General features: G+C 68.0%; 18 protein-coding genes. 5 read left to right on the top strand and 13 right to left on the bottom strand.

Features of this window, described 5'->3' with window-relative positions; translation table 11 throughout:
* Window positions 1–61: 61 nt before the first annotated feature.
* The 7 genes from DB459_RS07410 to DB459_RS07380 all read right to left on the bottom strand — a co-directional run bounded on the left by DB459_RS07410 (window position 62) and on the right by DB459_RS07380 (window position 7,090).
* Window positions 62–1,192, bottom strand: coding sequence for an ABC transporter substrate-binding protein (locus DB459_RS07410; protein ID WP_253712249.1), 1,131 nt, complete (start codon window positions 1,190–1,192; stop codon window positions 62–64).
* A gap of 194 nt (window positions 1,193–1,386) precedes the next feature.
* Window positions 1,387–2,286: a shikimate dehydrogenase gene (locus tag DB459_RS07405; RefSeq protein ID WP_253712248.1), complete on the bottom strand. Its 900-nt coding sequence runs from the start codon at window positions 2,284–2,286 to the stop codon at window positions 1,387–1,389.
* Between the two features lie 150 nt (window positions 2,287–2,436).
* The gene (locus DB459_RS07400; protein ID WP_253712247.1) at window positions 2,437–3,375 is read right to left on the bottom strand and encodes a LysR family transcriptional regulator; all 939 of its coding nucleotides are present in this window, start codon (window positions 3,373–3,375) and stop codon (window positions 2,437–2,439) included.
* Between the two features lie 116 nt (window positions 3,376–3,491).
* Window positions 3,492–3,764 (bottom strand): hypothetical protein, encoded by a 273-nt coding sequence (locus tag DB459_RS07395; protein WP_253712246.1) that lies wholly within the window; start codon window positions 3,762–3,764, stop codon window positions 3,492–3,494.
* A 331-nt stretch (window positions 3,765–4,095) separates the two neighbouring features.
* The gene (hydA, locus tag DB459_RS07390; RefSeq protein WP_253712245.1) at window positions 4,096–5,511 is read right to left on the bottom strand and encodes a dihydropyrimidinase; all 1,416 of its coding nucleotides are present in this window, start codon (window positions 5,509–5,511) and stop codon (window positions 4,096–4,098) included.
* A 35-nt stretch (window positions 5,512–5,546) separates the two neighbouring features.
* Complete coding sequence (locus tag DB459_RS07385) at window positions 5,547–6,311, bottom strand: aspartate/glutamate racemase family protein (RefSeq protein WP_253712244.1); 765 nt, start codon at window positions 6,309–6,311, stop codon at window positions 5,547–5,549.
* Between the two features lie 14 nt (window positions 6,312–6,325).
* A complete protein-coding gene (locus DB459_RS07380; RefSeq protein ID WP_253712243.1) occupies window positions 6,326–7,090 on the bottom strand; it encodes a GntR family transcriptional regulator in 765 nt (254 codons plus the stop codon).
* Window positions 7,091–7,287: 197 nt separating this feature from the next.
* On the opposite strand from DB459_RS07380, the gene DB459_RS07375 reads away from it, so the two are divergent.
* The 5 genes from DB459_RS07375 to DB459_RS07355 all read left to right on the top strand — a co-directional run bounded on the left by DB459_RS07375 (window position 7,288) and on the right by DB459_RS07355 (window position 11,343).
* Window positions 7,288–8,310: an ABC transporter substrate-binding protein gene (locus tag DB459_RS07375; protein WP_253712242.1), complete on the top strand. Its 1,023-nt coding sequence runs from the start codon at window positions 7,288–7,290 to the stop codon at window positions 8,308–8,310.
* On the top strand, window positions 8,294–9,139 hold the full coding sequence (locus DB459_RS07370; protein ID WP_253712241.1) for an ABC transporter permease: 846 nt from the start codon (window positions 8,294–8,296) through the stop codon (window positions 9,137–9,139). Before DB459_RS07375 ends, DB459_RS07370 begins: the two co-directional genes overlap by 17 nt.
* Window positions 9,140–9,154: 15 nt before the next feature.
* Window positions 9,155–9,928: an ABC transporter ATP-binding protein gene (locus tag DB459_RS07365; protein ID WP_253712240.1), complete on the top strand. Its 774-nt coding sequence runs from the start codon at window positions 9,155–9,157 to the stop codon at window positions 9,926–9,928.
* Window positions 9,929–10,150: 222 nt separating this feature from the next.
* Window positions 10,151–10,885: an aspartate/glutamate racemase family protein gene (locus DB459_RS07360; protein WP_253712239.1), complete on the top strand. Its 735-nt coding sequence runs from the start codon at window positions 10,151–10,153 to the stop codon at window positions 10,883–10,885.
* A 71-nt stretch (window positions 10,886–10,956) separates the two neighbouring features.
* Window positions 10,957–11,343 carry a BA14K family protein gene (locus tag DB459_RS07355; protein ID WP_253712238.1) on the top strand — a complete coding sequence of 129 codons (387 nt, stop codon included), beginning with the start codon at window positions 10,957–10,959 and terminating at the stop codon, window positions 11,341–11,343.
* Between the two features lie 581 nt (window positions 11,344–11,924).
* Here the strand turns inward: DB459_RS07355 and DB459_RS07350 are convergent.
* The 6 genes from DB459_RS07350 to DB459_RS07325 form a co-directional block, all read right to left on the bottom strand.
* Window positions 11,925–13,676, bottom strand: coding sequence for an alpha/beta fold hydrolase (locus DB459_RS07350; protein ID WP_253712237.1), 1,752 nt, complete (start codon window positions 13,674–13,676; stop codon window positions 11,925–11,927).
* Window positions 13,673–16,126, bottom strand: a complete 2,454-nt coding sequence (locus DB459_RS07345) for a glycoside hydrolase family 2 protein (RefSeq protein WP_253712236.1) — start codon at window positions 16,124–16,126, stop codon at window positions 13,673–13,675. Before DB459_RS07345 ends, DB459_RS07350 begins: the two co-directional genes overlap by 4 nt.
* Before the next feature lie 104 nt (window positions 16,127–16,230).
* Window positions 16,231–17,247 carry a DUF1839 family protein gene (locus DB459_RS07340; protein WP_253712235.1) on the bottom strand — a complete coding sequence of 339 codons (1,017 nt, stop codon included), beginning with the start codon at window positions 17,245–17,247 and terminating at the stop codon, window positions 16,231–16,233.
* Window positions 17,248–17,249: 2 nt separating this feature from the next.
* Window positions 17,250–18,179 (bottom strand): amino acid--[acyl-carrier-protein] ligase, encoded by a 930-nt coding sequence (locus DB459_RS07335; protein ID WP_253712234.1) that lies wholly within the window; start codon window positions 18,177–18,179, stop codon window positions 17,250–17,252.
* Window positions 18,180–18,181: 2 nt separating this feature from the next.
* The gene (locus DB459_RS07330) at window positions 18,182–19,375 is read right to left on the bottom strand and encodes an acyl-CoA dehydrogenase family protein (RefSeq protein ID WP_253712233.1); all 1,194 of its coding nucleotides are present in this window, start codon (window positions 19,373–19,375) and stop codon (window positions 18,182–18,184) included.
* Window positions 19,376–19,391: 16 nt separating this feature from the next.
* Window positions 19,392–19,643, bottom strand: a complete 252-nt coding sequence (locus tag DB459_RS07325) for an acyl carrier protein (protein WP_253712232.1) — start codon at window positions 19,641–19,643, stop codon at window positions 19,392–19,394.
* Window positions 19,644–19,657 lie beyond the last annotated feature (14 nt).

Here is a 19,657-nt window from a genome sequence, read left to right as displayed (position 1 = left end):
TCTTCTTTCCCTCCGTCGCGAACCTGTCGCCCCGGCGGAAACCGGGGCGACGGCGGTCGCGTCAGTTGTTCATCTTCGGCAGGACCTGCTTGACCACCTGCTTGCCGTTGACGATCTCGACCAGGAAGCCCTGGCGATCGATGTCGCCGTTCTGGTCGAAGGTGACGTCCATCAGGATGCCGGGCTCCTGGGCGGCCTTGACGGTCAGGCCGTGCAGGGCATCGGCGACGCCCTTGGAGTCGACCTTGCCCATCTTCTCGGTCGCGGCCTTGACCATGTAGACGGCGAGCCAGCCCTTGAGGCCGTTGTGGTCGGGCACGTAATTGTACTTCTTGACGAACTTGTCGCGGAAGGCCTTGACAAGCTCGACCGGCGCATCGGTCGTGAGGCCGACATGGCCGCGGGCGCCGTTGGCGGCATCGCCGGCGAGTTCGACGACCTTCTGGCCGACCAGCGTGGTTTCGCCGACGCGCGGCGCGGTGACGGCCTGGCGCTGCAGTTCCTTGAGGATCCGGGCGCTCTCTTCCTCGTTGACGTAGGCGAAGATCGCGTCCGGATTGGCCGCCTTGACCTTGGCGACGTCGGCGGCGAAGTCGGCCTGGCCGGCTTCGGTCGAGAGGTCGGCCACCACCTTGACGCCGCGCTTGTTGAATTCGTCGACGATGACATCGCGGCCGCCCTTGCCGAAGTCGTTGTTGACCCAGACGACGGCCACGGTCTTCGCCTTGAGGTCCTCGGCGATGTATTTGGCGACCTTGGGCATCGACGACTGCTGGCCGAACGAGGTGCGGAACAGGAATTTGTTGCCCATGCGGGTCAGTTCGGCGGCCTCACCGCCCATGATCTGGGTGATGCCAGCCTCCGCGGCGAGCGGCGCGGTGACCTTAACCGAGCCGGAATAGCCCGGTCCGAGCAGGACGTAAGGCTCGCTGTCGAGGGCCTTCTGGACCTGGGCGCGGGCGACGCCCGGATTGGATTGCGAGTCGGCGTGGCTGACCTCGATCTTGCGGCCGAGAATACCGCCCTTGGCATTGATCTCCTCGACCGCGAGGTCGATGCCGTTCTTCCAGTTGGTGCCGACGGTGGCGCCGCCGCCGGACAATTCGGCGACATCGGCGAGCTTGATGGTCTGGGCCTGGCCGATGGCACAGGTGGCCGCGAGCATGGCGCCCGCCAGAACAATGCGTTTCACTTCTCGTCTCCCTCTCTTGCGTTTCGGATCCCTGCGCAGGGCCGGTCTTGGTTGCCGGTCTTGCGCAATTCCATGATGCAGGCGGCCTTGCCCGCGTATCGTCTCCAGTCGCGCTCTCTATGGCACGATCCCCGGCGCCACCGCAAAGCGGCGATCGGGCTTCCGTGCTTGGCGGCGTGGCCTTGGCCGCCTTGTCAGGAGGCGCCGCTGGCCGCCATGCGCTTGGCCATCACCGCGTCGAAGGCCTTCGCCATCTCGTCCGCCGAGGGCGCAAGCCCGGTGAAGAGCTCGAAGGCGTCCGCCGCCTGATAAACCGCGAGATCGCGCCCGGTCATCACCTTGGCGCCGCGCGCCGTGGCAGCCTTCAGCAGCGGCGTCCACAGCGGCGAATAGACCGCATCGGCGACCCACAGGTCGCCATGGAGCAGGGCGTCCGGCACCGGCGTGTCGCGGTTCGGCAGCATGCCGATCGGCGTGCCGTTGACGAGGCCGACGGCGCCGTCGAGCGCCGCCTCGATGCTGGCGGGCAGGGTCGCGCGGCTGCGGCCATCGAGCGCGCGGGCGAGCGTTTCCGCCTTGGTCTTGTCGGTATCGAAGATCCGCAAATCGCTGACGCCGAGCTCGGACAGGGCAAAGCCGATGGCCTTGCCGACGCCGCCGGCGCCGATCAGCGCCACCGGACCGGCGTTCGTACCGGCCACCAGGCCGCGGGCGGCGCGGGCGAAGCCCGTGGCGTCGGTGTTGTGGCCGATCAGCCGGCCCTCGCGCACCACCACGGTATTGACCGCCTGCATGGCGGCGGCGCCGGGCGAGAGCTCGTCGAGCAGCGCGACGACCGCCTCCTTGTAGGGAAAGGTGACGTTGACCCCGGCGAAGCCGAGCCGGCGGACGCCCTCGAACACCGCGCGCAGGCCCTCGCGGTCGAGCCCGGGAATGTCGATCAGGTGATAGTGCAGCCGCAGACCCAGCGTCAGGCCCGCCCATTCATGCATGGCGGGGGAGGCGGAATGCTTGATCGGCGAGCCGACGAGCCCGGTCAGCACCCGGCGGTCGGAGAGAAGGTCATTCGGCGATGAGATGATCGGTTCGGGCATTCTGGGCGGCGTTGCTGGCTTGTTGATCCTGGCTGTCGCCGTGCGCGGCGCTGCAGTAGACAAGGCGCGCAGCAAGGTACGGTCGGCGCCACACTAGCGCGGGCGCTTCCTAACACAATTACTCATTCTGATGGCAAACATAACATCATGTTATTTTTTGCGTGCCGCCTTGCGCCCCGTCCTGGAAGCGTCGGCCGCCGGCTGCACCGCCCGCATCTCCTCGCGCAGAAAGGCGATGAAGCTCTCGGCGTGAAGCGACAGCGGCACGCCGCGCTTGACTGCGATGTAGGTGTCGAAGCGGGTCGGCTCGGCGATGCGCAGCAGCTCGACGCCGGCGACTCCGCCGTGCGCCACGGTGAACTGGTCGATCATGGCGACGCCCAGTCCGGCGCGGACCAGGGCGCAGACCGTGGTGCCGAACCGCGCGCGGATGGTGATGTCGTAGCTCAGGCGGTTGCGCGCGAAGATCTCGGCCATGATGCGGCCGTAGGGATCGTTGGGATCGATGCCGATCAGCGGATAGCGGATGATGTCCGCCGCGGAAACGACGCCGCGTCCGGCGAGCTCGTGGCCCTCCGGCACGATGCAATAGAGTTCGCCCGAAGCGAGCGGCAGGAAATCGAGCGCCGAATGCGGCAGGCGGTAGCTCATGGCGACGCATTCGCCCTTGCCGAGCAGCAGGTAGTCGATCGCCTCCTCGATCTTGAGGATGTTGATGTCCATGTGCAGGTCGGGGTAGCGCCGCCGCACCCGCTCGATGGCGCGCGGCACCATCACCTGGGCGATGCTCGGCACCGAGCCGATGCGCAGCTCGGACAGGGAGCCCTTGCCCATGGCCGAGATCATGCCGGACAGGTCGTCGACCTTCTTGTAGACGGCGTTGATCTGCTCGAAGATGCTGCGCGCCTCGGGGGTCGGCACATAGCGGCCGTTCTGGCGCTGGAAGAAGCGGATGCCCAGCGACTTCTCGGTGTACTTGACGAGGCGGCTGATGCCGGGCGCCGAGACGTTGAGCAGCTTGGCGGCGCCGCCGATGGTGCCGGTCACCATCACCGCGCGCACCACCTCGACCTGACGAAGGGTCATCATGGCTGGGCTGGCTTCATGGCTTGGTCCCCGGCGATCCGGCGACAACAATTCCGCCATCCGCAAGCCGAGGTCAATAAGCCGAGCTCCTGATCAGCCGGCGCATGGGCCGGCGCCGGCTACTCCGGCATCTTGATCGGGTCGCCCGGGCGCCAGTCGCCGTGGTCGAGAACATAGACCACCGGCACGCCGGCGTCGTCCGCCGCCGCGCGGGCGCTGTCCAGCAGCGCCCTGTGGCGGGCCTCTCCTTCCGCGCCGCCGTCATCGAGCGGGACGAGGCGCGTCGCGCCGCGCGCCGCGTCGACGATCAGTCCCTGACCGTCGAACACCATCACGAGATAGAGGCGGTCGCGGATGTGTTCCGTCCCGCCCGCATATTTCACTTCGGCCATCTGGAAAACGTCTGTCCCCGGCGCACCCAGCCGCGGCGACAATCCGCGGGGCGCGGATTGGTTCCAGGGGAGGGGCGTTGGTAACAGGCACGCGCGGCACCGCGTATGCTCAGCCGTCGCCCTCCGCGAAGGCGGAGGCTCGCCCGATCAAGCCGGGCGACGACGACACAGAGCGGGGTGCCCTCGCCGGCAGACGAGGCGCAAGCCCCATTGTCCTCGTCATGGCCGGGCTTCGTCCCGGCCTTCCACGCCTTTCCTGTGAGGCGCTGCAAATGCGTGGACGACCAGCGCGGGCATGGCCATGGAATGCGAACGAGCCGCCGGCGACTTTCTACTCCGCCGCCTCCGCCACGGCATATTGCGAGCGCTCGCGCGACAGGTGCTGCCCGGCGCCCTTGCGGCCGACCAGCCTGCCGTCCTCCACCACCACTTCGCCGCGAACGATGGTGGTCACCGGCCAGCCGGTGACCTTGATGCCTTCATAGGGCGTGTAGTCCGAGCCGTGATGCAACAGGCTCTGGCTGATGGTGACCTCGCGCTTCGGATCCCAGATCGCGATGTCGGCGTCGGAGCCGATGGCGATGGTCCCCTTGCGCGGATAGAGGCCGTAGGTCTTGGCGTGGTTGGTGGCGCTGAGAGCGACGAAACGGTTGAGATCGATGCGGCCCTTGACCACGCCCTCGGAGAACAGGATCGGCAGGCGGGTCTCGACCCCGGGAATGCCGTTCGGCACCCAGCGGAAGCTGGTGCGGCCATTGGGCGCGAGCTTGCCGGTCTCGTCGTAGCGGAACGGGCAGTGGTCCGAGGAGAATACGTTGAAGACACCCTGCTGCAGGCCTTCCCAGCAGGCGATCTGGCTCTCCTTGTCGCGGGGCGGCGGGCTGCAGACGTATTTCGAGCCCTCCATGTTGAGCCCTTCCATGTCCTTCTCGGTCAGCACGAGATATTGCGGGCAGGTCTCGCCGAAGACCTTGAGCCCGCGCTGCTGTGCCCGACGGATCTCCTCCATGGCGCCGCGGTTGGAGACGTGGACGATCATCACCGGAACGTCGACGAGCTCGGCGAGGGCAATGGCGCGGTGGGTCGCCTCGCGCTCCACCGGGATCGGCCGCGACGCGCCGTGGAAATGCGGTGCGGTCTTGCCGGCGCGTTCGAGCCGATCGGTGAGGAAGCGGATGGCGTCGAAATTCTCCGCATGCACCATCACCAGCGCGCCGGTCTCGCGCGCCACCGACATCACTTCGAGGATCTCGCGGTCGGACAGCGCCAGGTCCTCGTAGGTCATGAAGACCTTGAACGAGGTGTAGCCGTCCTTGATCAGCGCCGGCAGCTCCTGGCCGAGCACCTGTTCGGTGGCATCGGAAATGATCAGGTGAAAGCTGACGTCGACGTAGCAGCTGCCCTCCGCCTTGGCGTGATAGTCGCGGACCGCCTGACGCAGGCTGTGGCCGCGCTCCTGCAGGCAGAACGGCAGGACGGTGGTGTTGCCGCCGAAGGCGGCGGCGCGGGTGCCGCTCTCGAAATCGTCGGCCATGACGATGCCCTCGCCGCTTGGCTGCGAGATGTGGACGTGGCTGTCGATGCCGCCCGGCAGCACCAGGCGGTCGGTTGCATCGATCACCCGGCGGGCGGTGCCGAGATCGCTGCCCAGCGCGGCGATCCTGCCGTCACGGATGCCGATGTCGCAGGAAAACGTGTCGGCGGCCGTCGCCACCGTGCCGCCGCGAATGATCAGGTCAAAACTCATGGCTGTCGCTCCTCGGGTCGTGAATCGCCGCGATTTCACTCGGCGGCGAAAGGAATGTCGCGATGTTCGATGCGGGCGGCGAGCGGCGCGGGAAGGCCGGTCGTCGGTTTCGGCGCTGGGCGGCGGAAGCTGCCGGCGATCGCCTTGCGCGGGTTGAGGGTGATGATGGCCTCGGCCTGCTTCACCGCCGCGGCGATCGGATCGACCAGCGGCACCGCGACGCGGTCGCGGACCTTGTCGGCGAGGCCGGCCAGCGGCGCGCCGCCGAGAATGATCACCTCGGCGCCGTCTTCGGCCACGGCCTTGCCCGCGAGATCGACCAGCAGGCCTTCCTTGTCGTGCTGCACCTGCGTCAGTGTGGCGAAGGCCTCGTCGAGGCAGCGCACCGAGCTGCACCGCGCCGACAGGCCGTGCATCTCGACGCAGTCGCGATACCAGGCACCCAGCGCGGTGGCGAAGGTGACGATGGAAAAGCGCCGTCCCAGCATGCAGGCGGTGAGCATGGCCGCCTCGGACATCCCGATCACCGGGGTATCGAACAATTCGCGGGCGCCGAACAGGCCGGGATCGCCGAAGGCTGCGATGATCGCGGCGTCCGCCGTGCCGTGATGGGCGGCGAGCATCTCGAGGGCGATGGCGCCGCCGATCTGGGCCTCGGCGAGGGTGGCGATATAGGGCACGCCGCGTGGCGCGGTGACCGGGATCAGTTCGGTGCCGGCCGCGGCGGCGCGCCGTCCGGCCGTCGTCAGCAGGTCGGTCACCTCGGCGGTGGTGTTGGGATTGACGAGGAGGATGCGCATCGTTTGGTTTCTCCTCAGGCGGCGTGGCCGGCGCCGCCGGCCTGAGGCGATGCCTCCCGATCGGACAGGGCCTGCACCACCTCGAAGCCGGTATTCATCACGTGCTGCGCCAGCAAGCGCCCCGCCGCGGTGGCGTCGCGCGCCGTCAGCGCCGCGAGGATATCGCGATGCTCCCTCACCGATTCGTCCCAGCGCTGCCGCGACCTCAGCGCCGAATAGCGCGCCCATTCGGCGCGGGCGATCAGCCATTGATGGGTCTCGCTGAGCAGCGGATTGCGCGTGCCGGCGACGATTGCCTGGTGCAGCGCATGGTTGAGAGCGAAATAGACGTCGATATTCCTGCCGGCGAATTGCTGCTCCATCTCGTCCTGCATCCGCGTCAGTTCGCCGAGATCCTCCGCCTCCATCCGCACCGCGGCGAGCTCGGCGGCATGGCGCTCGATCCCGCTCAGGGTTTCGAACAGGCTGAGGATTTCGTCGCGCTTCATCACCGCAACACGGGCGCTGCGGTTCTGGCGCAGTTCGACGAGGCCGCTGGCGGCGAGAAGCTTGAGCGCCTCGCGCAGCGGTGTCCGTGAGACCCCGATCAGCGCGCACAGCTCTGCCTCGACGAGTTCGGTGCCCTGGGCGAGGTCGCCGCGGATGATGAGCTCCCGCAGCCGCTCCACGGCGCGCTCGTGCAGGCTGGTGCGGCGCAGCCGCAGATGTTGGCCGACGGTCTTGTCGATGGTGGCGGCCTTGCGCGGCCGGCCGCGCCGTCGAGGGGATTGCTCGCTCACGTCGCACTCCGAAGTCGGTCCGATTATGACCGGGTCAACGCCCGGATTCGCGCTTTTATTATAGGCAAATACTGTTGTGAAAATAGGCTGATGGCTGAAATTGTATGCAGAATTCAAAAAATGCTTGCGCGCTGCGGCGACGCTCTGTCAGCATCGTTTCAATGCCGGTGACCTTATTCGTTTCGGAGATCGCAACGATGCGAAAGACCATGCTGACGCGGCTGATGATCGGAGCGCTTGCCGCAGGCGCCGTCGCCAGCGTCGCCCTGCTGACGCCGGCCGTTCGTGCCGCCGAGCCGATCAAGCTCGGCTATGCCAAGTGCGCCCACTGCCTGCCGATGGCGCTGACGCCCGGTCTCGCCGAGGGTGTCGCCATCGATGCGACCGGCTTCAATTCCGGCAACGACGTTCTCACCGCGCTGGTGTCGAAGAGCCTCGACGTCGCCCAGGTGACCTATCTCCATTACGTCACCGCGCTCGACAAGGGCTTCGACCTCGTCGCCATTTCCGGCGAGGTCAATGGCGGCTCCGAATGCCTGTCGTCGCCGGGGCTCAACCTCGCCAAGGGCGACTGGGCTTCGTTCAAGGCGGCGGTGGAGAAGGCCAAGGCCGCCGGCACGCCGCTCAAGGTCGCGGCCTCGCGCGGCAACGCCCAGGACATTCACATGCGCGGCGCCTTCGACAAGCAGGGCATCAGCGTCAACAAGGACCTGCAGTTCGTCAACATTCCCAACCCGTCGGATCACATCGCGGCGCTGCGCCGGGGCGAGATCGACATGGTCTGCACCGTCGAGCCGTTTGCCTCGCAGATCCGCCTCGCCGGCGCCGGCAAGACCTTCGTGCTGCCCTATGACCAGGCCGCCGGCAAGCTCACCAACATCATCGTCACCCGCTCGGACGTGATCGCCGCCCGCCGCGCCGACGTTCAGGCGACCGTCGCCACGGTGGTGAAACTGGTCGACAAGCTCAAGGCCGACAAGGGCGTCTGGGCCGACGTCATCGTCAAGCAGACTGGCCTCGACAGGGCGGTGGCCGAAGCGGCGCTGGAGAACGCCTATCCGGACTACGAGCTGCATCGTCCGGAGACGCTGGCGATCGCCGCCATGATGAAGGACCTGAAATACATCTCAGGCGACGTCTCGGCCCAGGTCACCAAAAACATGGACTATTCCTTCCTCGAAGCGGTGACCAAGAGGTCGAAGAATGAGCTCGGCTATTGAGCTGACCGATGGCGCGTCGGCCGGCCCCTCGTTCGGGCGCCGGTTCGACCGCTTCATCGTTCCCGTCGCCATCCTGATCGGCTGGGAGGCCTTCGCCCGCGCCGGCTTCCTGCCGCCGGCGCTGCTGCCGGCCCCGTCGGCGGTGCTGCATGCGCTGGCCGACTGGATGTTCGGCATCGACGAGACGACGCAGAGCTATTCCGGCCACTGGCTGCACGACGCGCTCTCCAGCGCCTGGCGTGTCGGCTTCGGCTTCGCCATCGCGGCGGCCTCGGCAATTCTCCTCGGCACCGCCATCGGCTGGTGGCGGACCGCGGAGACGACGCTGGAGCCGACGTTGCAGATGCTGCGGCCGATTCCGCCGGTGTCATGGATCCCGCTCGCCATCATCTGGTTCGGCATCGCCGACAAGCCGGCGATCTTTCTGGTCTTTCTCGGCGCCTTCTTCCCGATCCTGATGAACACCATCCACGGCGTGAAGGGCGTCGACCGCAACCTGATCCGCGCCGGCGCCATGATGGGCGCGACCGAGCGCCAGACCTTGTTGCACATCGTGTTGCCGGCGGCGCTGCCCTCGATCTTCGCCGGCCTGCGCATCGCCGTCGGTTCGGCCTGGATGCTCACGGTCACCGCCGAAATGGTCGCGGTGAAGAGCGGCCTCGGCTACGTGCTGTGGGATTCCTACTACTTCCTGCGCTACGACATCGTGCTCGCCGCCATGATCTCGATCGGCGTGCTCGGCTTCGTCTGCGATCTCGCCATCAAGCGGCTGATGAATGCGGTGCTGCACTGGCAGAAGGCGACCACCGTCGCCGGGCGGCAGGGCTAAGGCGGGGAGGGCATCATGGCCGATATCCATATCGAAGGCATTTCCAAGGTGTTCCGCGACGCCGGCCGCGGCCGCGACGTCAATGTGCTCGACGACATCAACCTGTCCTTTGCCAGCAATGACTTCGTCTGCCTGCTCGGTCCCTCGGGCTGCGGCAAGTCGACCCTGCTCAATATCGTCGCCGGCTTCGAGAAGCCGAGCCGCGGCCGTGTCACCGTCGAGGGCCGGCTCGTCACGGCGCCGGGCGCCGATCGCGGCGTCGTCTTCCAGCAGCCGACCCTGATGCCCTGGCTGACGGTCGCCGAGAATATCGGCTTCCATCTGCGCCTGAAGGGGATCGCCAGGGCGGTGCGGCGCGACCGGGCCCAGGCCTATATCGACATGGTCGGGCTCAACGGCTTCGAGAGCCATTATCCGGCTGAGCTCTCCGGCGGCATGAACCAGCGCGTCGGCATCGCGCGGGCGCTGATCATGAACCCGCGGGTGATCCTGATGGACGAGCCTTTCGCCGCGCTCGACGCCCAGACCAAGAGCGAGATGCAGGAGGAACTGGTTGCGATCTGGCAGCGCCATCGCGGCACCATCGTCTTCGTCACTCACAGCGTCGACGAGGCGCTCGTGCTCGGCACCAGGATCGTGGTGATGACCCGCCGGCCGGGTCGCATCCGCGAGGTGATCGATCTCGATCTCGACCGTCCGCGCGACGTCACGAGCCCGGCCTTCAACGAAATGAAGCGGCACGTCCTCGCGCTGATCAAGGAAGTCGCCTCGCAGCCGGCGGCGGCGTAAGGCGGCAGATATCTTCGTCATGGCCGGGCTTGTCACCCGGAAGTCGGATGTTTCCGACTTCCGGCATTCCTCAAGAACGCGATCCGGCGCTCGCCGGATCGCTATGCCATCCACGTCTTTTCACGCCGGCGCGCCGTTGAGACGTGCATGTCCCGCGACAAGCGCGGCATGACAACTGAGCAAGACTCGATCGCAAGCCAAAATCAGGTGATCCCCCTTCCAATGTCCACCACCCGCCTCGGCATGCTGACGCCGTCGTCCAACACCGTGCTCGAGCCGATGACGGCCGCGATGCTGGCCGGCGTCGGCGACGTCACCGCGCACTTCTCCCGCTTCCGCGTCACCGAGATCGCGCTGAGCGCACCCGCCCTGCAGCAGTTCGACGACAGCGAGATCCTGCGCGCCGCCGAGCTGCTCGCCGATGCCAAGGTCGACTGCATCGCCTGGAACGGCACCTCGGCTGCCTGGCTCGGATTCGAGGCCGATGAACGGCTGTGCGCGCGCATTCGCGCCGCCACCGGCATCAACGCCTGCACCGCGGTGCTCGGCTTTCGCTCGCTGTTCCGCCGCAACGGCATTGCGCGCGTCGGCCTCGTCACGCCCTATCGCGGCGACGTGCAGGCGCGGATCATCGCCAACTGGACCGCGGCCGGGTTCCGCTGCACGGCGGAATCCCACCTCGGCCTGCAGGATAATTACTCTTTCTCAACCGTCAGCGCAGATCGCATCGCGGCGATGGCGCGCGAGGTGGCGGCGGAAGGCTGCGATGCGGTGGCGATCGTCTGCACCAACATGCGCGGCGGCGAGGTGGCGGCGGCGCTCGAAGCCGAACTCGGTATCCCGGTGTATGATTCCGTTGCGGTGACGCTGGCGGAGGGCCTGCGTGTCGCCGGGCGTTCTCCCGCTATGGTTGAGAACTGCGGCAGCGTGTTCTCCGGCTCCTTCGCAAAAGTTTAACTGACGTCGCCGACGATCTCGCGTTAAATCCGCCGCGCCGAAGGTGCCGGCGGAGAAACAGGGAGACGATCATGTTGGCTTCGACGACTTCACTGAAACGAATGGCCGCTGCTGCGTTGCTGGCGGCGAGCGCGATGGCCGCCGTGCCCGCGCAGGCGGCGCCGATCGGCGCGCATCTGGCACTCGACAAGGCCGATCTCGCGACGATGCAGCAGGTTCATTACCGTGGCTGGGGCTGGGGCGGTGCCGTCGCCGGCGGTTTGATCGCGGGCGCGATCATCGGCGGCGCGCTGTCGTCGCCCTATTATGCCTATCCACCGGACTACTACTACGGCGCGCCGCCGGTCTATGTGGGGCCGTCGGATGCCGTCGGCTACTGCATGCGGCGCTATCGATCCTACGATCCCGCCAGCGGCACCTATCTGGGCTATGACGGCTATCGTCATCCCTGTCCCTGACGGATATCGCTGTCTTCGATCAATCGTAACGGGCTGGCCGAGGTCTTCGGCCGGCCGGTTACGCTGTTCAAGGGTGATGCCGCGAGGCAATTGTCCCCACCCGCGCGCCGTGACGGGGCGGTGACATTGACAAGCCGCGCCTCATGGTTAACCTTATGTTACCGTTTCCATTCAGATTTCTGTCTCGATCCCGTCGGTTGCCGCGCGGACGGATGAGTGGCGGCGGCGTCGGTCACGCCGCAGGTGCTGTCTTTATAAGTCAGTCGTTCTGTTGTTTGCGTTTGTTTCATTGGGTGTCGCGGTTGTGGGGTACGCGTCATGTTGCGTGTATTGGATCAGGCGGTTCGGGTCGTTTTCTCGATCATGGTAACCGCTTTCGTCGGGGTCGGCGTGCTGGTCGCGTTGCGTTTGTTGACCGCGGGCTGACGCCGCAAGTCGATCATCGGGCGATAGATTGGTAGACTGCAACGCGAAGATCGTCGCGTGAAGACAGTAGCGCGAAGACAGTCGCGCGAAGACTGCGGCGCGCGGGGCCGCAGCGATCATCCCTTCAAAGCTTTCACCCAAAAAAGTTGAGCGGGTCAGGCAACCAGCGACTCGTCGGTGCGAGCGTCGGCCGGCGAGTCGGCGGCCGTCTTTGGGCCTGCATGCATCGCCGTGACAACGAGCTCGAACAGGCGCTCGCGCGCGGCCGGCGGCGTCAGGTCGTGGTCGCAATCGGTGAGGAAATGGAAGTGAACGCTTGGCCGCCCGACGAGGTCGCGGCCACGCGGCCCGAAATGATTGGCGAGCTCGATCAGTCCGTTGTCGTCTTCGGCAAAGACGAAATCGATCCGCGTTCCGCGCCCGGTCAGTTCGCGCATCATCGCCCGCGCCCGCTCGCTGTCGGATAGCGCGGCCTTGCTCGGCAGCAGGCGTCGGCCGGCGCGGCCCAGCAGCACCTTGAGCAGCGGCGCCAGCTTGCGCTCGCCGGTCAGCGCCTTCTTCCAGGCGGACGGATCCGCCAGCTTGCCGACATAGTGCGTCGTGATGGGATAGTTGTTGGCGATCGCCGCCGTAACGGTCTCGCCCGCGCGCCAGATGAAGCGCTGCAGGTTGACCAAGACGGCGCCGGCAACGCGGGCGTCCTGCGCCGCGGCCCGCAGCGCCAGATAGGCGCCCGAGCAGGCGCCGAGCACCGTCACCGGCCCAAGTCCGCGCGCGCAGACGAGATCGATGGCGGCGCGGCATTCGGCGTCCTGGGCATCGCTGTAGAGCAGCTCGTCGAGATGGTCGCGGGCATCCGGCCGGTCGATGCCTTCGCCGATGCCGCCGAGATCGAAACGCAAACTGGCGATGCCGTGGGCGGCGAGGCGGCGCGCCAGCGTCACGCTCGAGCGCGCCCAGCCGGTGTGGGGATTGCGCCCGGCATTGACCATGATCAGCACCGGTGACGGTCCACTGACACGCGCGGGCTGGCACAGCACGCCGAACAGGCGGTGATCGGGGCCGAACACCAGCGCTTCCTCGCGCATGCTGTCGTCGCCGATCCTCGCCACGGGCGCCGCCGTCACTGACTGTGCAGCCGGTCGCGGCAGCGCGTCGATAAAGGCCACAGTGCGCGCCAGCACCGCATGCGGCGTCTCGGCCACGGTCGGGCTGAGGCCGATGCGTTCAAAACCACTCGCCGCTTCGGCCGTGATGTTGTTGCTGGACGGAGCCTCGGCCATGAGTGCCGCGATATCGCGGGCACCGGGGCGGTGCAGCACCAGCGTCGGCGTCGTCGACGTCAGCGACAGGCGCAGCGGGCGCATGGCGGCGATGGTGTCGCGGCTGGTGAACAGGCCGCCGCCGACGATGCCGTCAGCCGTCGCGGTCTGATCCGGATCGAGCCCCGAGCCTTCCGCCACCACGCGTGCCGTCATGGCGAGTTCGCGGCCGTAGAGCGCGCCCTGGCTGACCGGATCGAGCAGGATGAGACCGGCGAGATTGGCGATGCGAGGCGCGGCCTGATGCGCCAGCAGGGCGCCGAACCGCAGCCCGACCACGGCGATGCCGCCGACGCCCGCCACCGCGGTGAGATGCGCCGCGGCGGCAATGACGGCAGATGTCCAGGTCTTGATGCGGTCCGGCTGAGCGTCGTCGCCGAGGGAATCCCCGGTGCCCGGCAGGTCGAAGCGCAGCGCGGCATGACCGGCCGCGGCAAGCCGTTCGCCGAGAAGGCGCAGGGTCTTGGCGGCGGCCAGGGCCTCGAGCCCGTGCGGCGGCACGATGACGACGCCGAGGTGGGAGCGTGTCGTTGTCGGCAGATGCAGCCGGCCGGCGATGGTGTCGAAGGAGGTCGGGGTGATCATGATGCGCGATAGCTGACGGGATGGGAGTTGAGGGCGGCGACCGTGCCGGCCGGGCGGGCATTGCTGCCGCGCGACACCAGCCGGACGAGGCGGGTCTCTCCCGGCGTCAGGCAGAAGCCCTGGTCGCCGGCAATGAATTGATCGTCGTCGACGGTGACGAAGCGGGCGAAGCGCTCGGCGCAAATGCGCAGCGCATAGCCGTCAGTATCGCTCGCGACCTCCGCCGCAAGGCCGATGGCCCCCGGCGTCGCGGCGCGGCCGGCCAGCACATGCGCCGCCTCGGCCAGTCGCTCGCCGCTGTCGGCGTCGAACAGGCGCACGACCGTCGCGTCATGGGCGAGCGGCCCGAAGCGATAGGCATAGGTGAAGTCGAAGAAGCGGCCGAGCAGCGTCGCGCTGTCGAGGCGGGCGGTCTGTCGCGGCGCCAGTGTGAGAGATGCCTCGGCCTTGGCCAGCGGATGCGCGGCTTCGCCGTAGCACGCCAGCGTCAGCTTGACCCGGCGTTCCGTGCTCGTCTCGTTGCCGGCGTGGATCGCGAGGCCGTTGAGGCCTTCGTCGGTGACGCCGAGATGGAGCGGCTGGAAAGCGCGGCGCAGCGCGTACCACGTGGTCTTCGGCTCGCCCCGATCGTCGAGCACGCCCCAGCCGGCGCCGGGCACGAGATCGTTGAGGAACCAGACCAGGCCGCCGCCGCAGCCCGACCGGGTGCTGCGCCACTCGGCGAACACGGCTTCCATGAGCTCGGCCGGCGCGGCGCGGCCGAGCGCCAGGTAGCGTTCGGGATCGCCGCTGCGCAGCGCCTGCACGTCGACACCGTAGAGCGCCGCGACGTAATGGTCGCGCACGGTCTCGAAGTCCCAGTCGGCGCCGAGGTCGCGCGGCACGCCGCTCTTCCAGCGCGGGGCGGCCGGATCGCTCAGCCTGGCGGCGCGCAGCCGCGCCGGCGAGGGGACATTGGCGAAGGCGAGGCACTCGCTGGCGAAGCGCACATCGGCGCGGCGGACATCCTCGATCGGGCGGCGATAGGCGCCGACGCCGTAGTAATGAGTGACGCCGTGGTCGGTGGAGAACGGCAGCGGCCCGCCCCACGGTGTGTGCGGCACATAGAGCGCCTGCGGCGCGATGGCCATCACGAGCTTTGCCGCCTCGTCCTCGAAGAACGGATTGGCGGTCTGGGCGGGCTTGAGGCCGAGCATCGTCGCCTGCTGCGCGATCTCGCTGCCGCCGCAGACCACGGCGAGCGCGGGTGAGGCCTGCAGCCGCTCCATGAGCTGGCGCGTCTCGGCCATGACCAGCGCGTGAAACGCCGGGTCGCCGGTCGGGTAATCGAAATTGGCGAAGGGCAGGTCCTGCCAGATCAGAACGCCAGCCTCGTCGCAGGCGCGATAGAACGCGTCGCTCTCCGGCATGGTGGTGCCGGAGAGGCGCAGCATGTTCATGCCTGCGTCTTTCGCCCGTGCCAGCAGCGGGCGCGGATCGGCGCTGCCCGGCCGTTGCGGATCCGGCGGCATCCAGTTGGCGCCGCGGCAGAACACCGCTTCGCCATTGATGCGCAGGCGGAAGCCCGCGCCGTCGCGGCCTCTGTCGAGGGCGAGCGAGCGGAAGCCGATCCGGCCGAGGTCGACCTCGGTGGCGCCGACCCGCAGCACCGCCTGGTGCAGGGCCGGCGCGCCATGGGTGTGCGGCCACCACGGCGCCACGTCGTCGAGCGCAAGCTCGCCGCTGAATCGCTTCGGCTCCATGCGCCTCAGCGCCACGTCATGCCCGGCGCAGGCGAGAACGGGCAGGGGATCGACCGGGTGATCGAATGTGATGTCGATGGCGAGGCGGCCCCGCGCGCCGTGCAGCGACGGGATCAGGCGCAGCGCCCTGATCCGGAACGGCGCGCCGCGGCGGATGAGCCTGACGTCCTGCCATGGCCCGGCCAGGGCAATGCGTGGCGCCCAGCCCGGCATGTGGCCGAGCGGCGATAGCCGCAGCAAGCGCAGGCTTTGGGGCGAGATCATCATCGGCCGCCAGCGCTGGCGCGGTCCGCTCGCCGCCTCCAGCAGCGGCGTCAGCGCCTTGACCCGGATCGTCAGCCGGTGCGGCCCGGTGCCGTCGAAATCGATGTCGTGGGCGACGAACATCGATCGCGATTCGACGCGCAAGTGATCGACGCGCAGGTGATCGTCGAGGAAGACGTCGGCATGGCCGGCGAGACCGTCGAGGCGCAAGCTGTGCGGACCGGTCGCGACGAGATCGCAGCGATACCAGATATCGTGGGCGTCGACCTCGTCCGCTGTCGCGCCGAGATCGGCGGCCGGGCTGGCGGGCACCCGGGCGGGGCGCCAGGCGAGGGTGTCGAGCTGGTCTGGGCGCGTCACGGCGCCCGCCGCCGACATCGCCACCGACCAGCCGTCGGTCAGGGCCAGAACGGTGTCGCCGGTGACCGCTGCGGGCATCGCCATGGCGGCCTCACGACAACCTGCGATGGCGCGGCAGCCGACACGGCAATGGCCGGGGCGAACCCGGCCACGATCGCGGCGCGTGCGGTTCGGTCAGCACCGTCATCTCACGTGCCCGAGGGAACGAGCGAGGGAATTTCGGTGATGCCGCCGAAGCGCAGGGTCTCCTTCAGCGCGCCCGTCAGCGCATCATAGTCCTGCGCCATCGCGACGAGTGCGGCGTCGAGCTGGTCGAAGCGCTTGCGCGCCAGCGCTCGCGCCAGCAGGAACTGGAAGGTCTTGGCGGCGGCGGAGAGGCGTTCGCACAGCGCCACTGCCTCGGCGGCTGGAAGGTTCAAGGTGTCGCCGAGCCAGCCGAGATGATGGCCGAGCAGCGCGACGTTGGCGCCGAACTGCCGGCTGGTGTTGAAGGCGTAAGGATGGAAGGCGCTGGGCGGCTGGGCCGAAAGCCAGTCGAGATGGCGCGGCAGCGCGGCGCGATAGGCGAGCAGCGGATTGTGCCGCGGCCGCCGCGCCCAGTGGCCCTTGAGGCGGTTCAGCGCGGTCTCGGCGAGGGCCCGGCCCTCGAGCCCCGGGCCGATGGTCTTGACGAATTCGCAATAGGCCGGCAGCACCGGCGCGCTCGCGGCGCCGAAGCCGAGCAGCGCCTCGACGTCGGCGCCCTCGATCTCGAAATAGCCGGCGTTGTGGAAGTAGCCGAGCGTCGCCGCGCCGCGGCTGAAGCGGTTGATGGCGATCGTGGTCTTGGAGTGATCGACGCCATAGGTGATGCCGCGGGTGTCGGGCAGATGAATGGCATCGACCTCGACCAGCATCAGGTGGCCGCGACCGATCTGCTCCTCGACATGGTCGACCAGCGGCCGGTAGATCGACAATTCCAGGACGTCGAGCCCGAACAGGGTCTCGAGGTCGGCGCTCGCCATCTTGAAGAAGGTGAACTGGTCGCCTTCGAAGTCCTGCGCCACGGTCATGCCGAGGCCGGCCGCCGGCTCGCGGCCCAGCGTCGCGAGCACCTCGATGAAGAGGTCGGTGTGGCAGTTGGTCTCCGGCCACGGCCGCGCTGCATCGTGCAGCTCATGCCGGCGATAGGTCGCGGCGTCGAGTTCGGCGAAGACCGCGCTCATGGTCAGCCCCACAGCGCCTTGCGCACCGACATCGGCCAGGCCTTCACCTCGGTGCCGTGGTGCTTGAGCAGCGCCAGGATGACCCGTTCGTGGCCGAAGCCGACGCAGGCGGTGTGGGCGGTCTCGCCCGACGCGGTGGTCAGCCCGAAGGTGTGGCCGAAATGATCCTGGTGATAGTTGAACGACAGGCAGGCGGTCGGATTGGCCTCGCTCTCGATCGGGATCAGCAGTTCGAACTTGAGGCGCTGGTCGCGCTGGTTGATCGCCAGCATCTTGCCGGCGCGGCCGAAGAACGGATCGTTGGCGACGTCGAGCCTGCAGGGCAGTTCGAGTTCGCCGATCAGCGCCTGGCCGCGCTCCAGCCAGGCGGCGCGGAAGGAGGTGACCTGGTCAGGCGTGCCCATGCGGACGAATTCGCGCATCCGGAACATCTGCTGCCGGGCGGGATCGCGCGACGGCTCGTGGCGGAAGCAGTAGGACAGCAGGTCGAACAGCCGGCCCTCAGCGGGCAGCGGGCCGCGCCGGGCGGCGGCGGGATAGAGCGGATAGCAGGCCGCCGGGGTCAGCACGATCTCGCTGGCCTTCTGGTCCGCGGTCCAGTCGCCCTTCTGCTTGATGGTCTGCAGCAGGCCGGCATGGCTCGCCGGATCGCCGCAGAAGCAGTGCACGGTGCCGGCGAGCTGGGGAAAGCTCTTCATGTAGCCGGAGCGCTCGAACACGGCGCGGCTCATGCCGGGCGGAAAGCGCACGATTTCGGCGTTGTCGGCGAGGCCATGGCGCGTCACCAGCGCCTGGAAGCCTTCGCCGATCTCTTCGAACAGGCCGGAGCGGCCGTAGAGACCGTCGACGCCGGTCTCGATCAGGAGGCCGCGATCGAACAGTTCGTCGAGGAAGGTGCGCTCGACGATGGCGGCAGCGGCGGTCGCGGACATCCTCAAGCCTCCAGATCGGTTTCGATCGCCGACATCAGCAGCATGGTCGAGGTGTTGGCGATGATGCGGTCATTGGCGATCTGCAGCGGCGCCGACTGGATGTCGCGGAAATGCCGGCCGATCGAATAGGGGCTGTCGTTCTTGTAGCCCTGGATGCCGACGATGGTCAGCGCCTCCTGGACGATCGCGACCGCCTTCTGCGAGGCCTGGACCTTGACGGCATTCATGGCGACGGCGAAGCCCATGGTGTCGATGTCGTCGCCGTCGCGGCGGGCGCGCTCGAGACGGCCGACGCCGTCCTGGATCAGCGCCTTCAGGGCGGCGAGTTCGGCGGCGGCGGCCGCGAGGCGGGTGGCGCCGTGCGGCACCGTCTTGGGCATGCGGCGCGCCGCGGCGCGCACGCTGGCCTGGGCCTTGGTGAGCGCGGCGCCGGCAATGCCGAACCACAGGCTGGACCAGAAGAGATGCGCGCTCGCCAGCATGCTCCGGGCGGCGATCTCGGCGAAGGGCTGCGGCAGGATCTGTGCCGCCGGGACGCGGGCCTTGAGCTTGAAGCCGAGCGAGGCGGTGCCGCGCATCCCGAGCGCGTCCCAGGTCGAGGTCTGGAACAGTTCGCCCTGGCTCTTCTCGATCACCACCAGCACCTGATCGGAGGCTGCGGCGTCCGGCGTCCGTCGCGCCGTCACCAGGATGGCGTCGCTGTCGAGCGCGTAGGAAATGACCGAGGCGTTCTTCTCGAGGATGACGTGAGCGCCATCGGGCACCACCGAGCAGATCGAATTGCGCAGGTCGCCGCCGATCCCGGCCTCGGTGGTGGCGGAGGCGAGCAGAAGCTGCTGGTCGGCGCAGCGCCGCATGAAAGCGCGGTGCCATTCGTCGCGGGCAGCATGCTCGACGAGGCTCGACATCTTGATCTGGTGCATGGCGAACACCATGCCGGAGGAGGCGCAGGCGCGGCCGAGAATGGTGCAGAGTTCGGCGACTTCGGCGACGCTGGCGTCTTCGCCGCCGAGCTCGCGCGGGATCATGATCGAGAGCAGGCGCGCCTCGCGCAGCGCGGCCATGGTCTCGTGCGGGAAGCGCGCCTCGCGGTCGACTTCCTCGGCATTCTCCTCGGCGACCCTGGCGACCGCCGTCATCCGGGTGGCGAACGAGGCGGCGGCGAGATCGGCATGGGCGGAGCGGACATCAAGCATGGCTATGCTATCTCCCTCAGGCCTGAACGGTTTCGCAGCGCAGTTCGCGCACCGCGGCATCGATGTTGGCGATCGTGGAGAACAGCTTGCGGTTCAGCATCCGCGCGGGAAACTCGATGCCGAAGGCGTCTTCGAGCGCCAGCATCAGCTGCACCGAGTCGAACGAGGTCATGCCGGCGTCGTAGAGATCACCGCTGTCGCTGATGCGGTCGACACCATCCGGCAATTCCACGGTGTCGGCGATGATCTTGCGGATGCTCTGCTTCATCGATCTGGCCTCGC

Origin of the sequence: Bradyrhizobium sp. WD16 (assembly GCF_024181725.1) — a bacterium.
In the GTDB taxonomy this organism is placed as follows: domain Bacteria; phylum Pseudomonadota; class Alphaproteobacteria; order Rhizobiales; family Xanthobacteraceae; genus Bradyrhizobium_A.
Note: the sequence above shows the minus strand (reverse complement) of the source record. Positions and strands in the feature narration are given on the sequence as shown.